The sequence below is a fragment of the bacterium genome (assembly GCA_018814885.1).
GTDB lineage: Bacteria > Krumholzibacteriota > Krumholzibacteriia > LZORAL124-64-63 > LZORAL124-64-63 > JAHIYU01.
In genome coordinates this window covers 1-2,406 of the sequence record JAHIYU010000048.1, presented here as the reverse complement: position 1 = coordinate 2,406, position 2,406 = coordinate 1, and the positions used below count along the sequence as shown (strand labels likewise).

Genomic DNA, 2,406 nt, shown 5'->3' with positions numbered 1-2,406 from the left:
CGGCGCCCGCCGGCACCGGTCTCTGCGACCCGGCTTCGTTGACGCGCGCCTGGTTCGCGGCAGCTGCCCGCGGGGGCTGCGACATCCTGCTCTGCCGCGGCATCCCCTGGACGGCCTGGCCTCTCGCTGGGCAGCGCTCAGACGACCTGCCGCGGCTCGGCGCCGACCTCGACCCTCCCGTCGCTTCCTCTGCCTTGCCCCTCGCGCCGCCCCCGAGCTGGTCCGCGGCGATCGGACGCGCCGCCGTGCCGTGCCTCGACGATACGCGCAGCGATCTGCTGTGCTGGCACGCGTCGCCCGCACACCGGTGGGGACGCTTGAGGGACGACGACATCCGGGCGGCCGGCTGGCAAAGCGGCGTTCACGACCTGGTGCGCGGCGCGGAACCGGAGGCGGCCCAGCGGTACGCGCAGTTCCTGATCGCCTCGCACGCTCCCTTGCGCGACGAGGCTGCGCAGGCCGTAACGGCCAGGTTGACAAGGGTTCTGAACCGCAGCGGCACCTGTCTGACGCTGGGTCATCCCTCCCTGCCCGCCGCCGCCGCGCGCCTGCTGCCGGCGACCTGGCGTATCGAGGCCGGCTTCGATCTGACCGGCGCGACCCTGTCCGGTTTCATCGTGCCACGGCGACGCGCCTGAGAGGAACAAATAGAACGGGTGCGGTTGACAGCATGGGGGCAGGGGACTATATTCTCCGTCCGTTGCGTGCGGGGGCGTAGTTCAGTTTGGTTAGAACGCCGGCCTGTCAAGCCGGAGGTCGCGAGTTCAAGTCTCGTCGCTCCCGCCACAACACCCGATCACCGCGGCTCGCCGCGGTTTTTTCATGCCTCTGAATGTGTCGATATCATCGGAAGCCATGAATGGATCGCATCGTCCGGTTCGAGCGCTTGTACGTCCCGGATGGCGCGTCTGCGCACGACGCCAGGGTCGAGGTCGCCCGGCAGCCGTCCCAGGTAGCATGACGCGGGGCCGACAAATCCATCGACTGGCGCGCGGTTTGTCGATATTGTCGCCGTCGAACGGGCAGGGCCCGCCGTGCGAATAATGGAACCAGGAGGATGAGCCGATGCGCAGGAAGACTTGGATCGTCGCCGTGACGGCGACGGTGGCCGTGATGTCGGGAATCGCCGGCTGCGGCAGCGGGGAGGATGCGGAGATGGTCAGGATCGCCGACGATATCGAGACGCGCCTGGCGGCTTACGCCGAAACCGAGATCGCCACGAACCTCGAGGTGCTGCCGGCGTCGGAGCGGGAAGCGCTGGGCTGGCTGGTCAAGGCGGCCGGTGTCATGCACGAGGCCTTCGTGCGACAGGCCCTGCCGCTGGAGGAAGAGATCCGCGGCGCCCTCGACGCCGCGACGGGCCCGCGCGCCGACGCGGCCAGGGCATACTTCGCGATCAACGCGGGACCCTGGGACAGGCGCTTCCATCACGATCCCTTCTTCGGCGACTGGGAGCATCCCGAAGGCGCCAACTTCTATCCCCTGGACCTGACGCAGGCCGAGCTCGCCTCTCTCGAGAGCGGCGAGGGCGGGACCAGCGGCCTCTACTCCATGATCCGCCGCGACGACGCGGGCGCCCTGAAGGTCGTGCCCTATTCCGAATACTTCGCGGACGAGTTCGATCGCGCGATCGGCTACATGGTCAAGGCGGCGGACGCCACCGCCAACACGTCCCTGCGGGCCTTCCTGCTGGCGTGCGGGGAGGCCTTCCGCACCGACGACTACTACGCCTCCGACCTGCTCTGGATGGATCTCGACGGCCTGATCGAGGTCGTGCTGGGCCCCATCGAGACCTACGAGGACGGCCTGTTCGGCTACAAGGCGGCCTTCGAGGCCTTCGTCTGCGTGGCCGATCCGGAGGAATCCGGGCGGCTCGCCAGGTTCAAGGGCGAACTGCCCTGGCTCGAGGCGAACCTGCCCATTCCGGCCGCGGACAAGAATCCCAACCGCGGCTCCGACTCGCCCATCCGCGTGGTGGACGTGGTCTACACCGCCGGCGACACGCGCACCGGCATCCAGACCATCGCCTTCAACCTGCCCAACGACGAAAAGGTGCGCGAAGCCAAGGGCAGCAAGAAGGTCCTGCTGCGCAACATCATGAACGCCAAGTTCACGCAGATCCTCACGCCCATCGCCGAGAAGCTGCTGGTGGCCGACCAGCTGGGCAGTCTCGCCGCCGAATCGTTCTTCATGCATACGCTCTGGCACGAGATGAGCCACGGCCTCGGTCCCGGCCGCATCGTCAAGGGCGGACGCGACACCGATGTGCGCCTGGAGCTCAAGGACATCTACTCGGCCATCGAGGAGGCCAAGGCCGATGCGATGGGCCCCTGGTGCATCTTCAAGCTGCAACAGAAGGGCTACTTCCCGGCATCCATCTACGAGCAGCAGGCGGTGACCTACCTG

General features: G+C 67.8%; 2 protein-coding genes and 1 tRNA gene. All 3 read left to right on the top strand.

The window, feature by feature from the left end; translation table 11 throughout:
- On the top strand, positions 1–638 hold a 638-nt coding region (locus KJ554_02770), incomplete at its 5' end, for a hypothetical protein (protein MBU0741260.1).
- Positions 639–708: 70 nt separating this feature from the next.
- Positions 709–786, top strand: a tRNA-Asp gene (locus KJ554_02765).
- A gap of 279 nt (positions 787–1,065) precedes the next feature.
- The coding region (locus KJ554_02760) for a peptidase (GenBank protein MBU0741259.1) at positions 1,066–2,406 on the top strand (1,341 nt) is incomplete at its 3' end.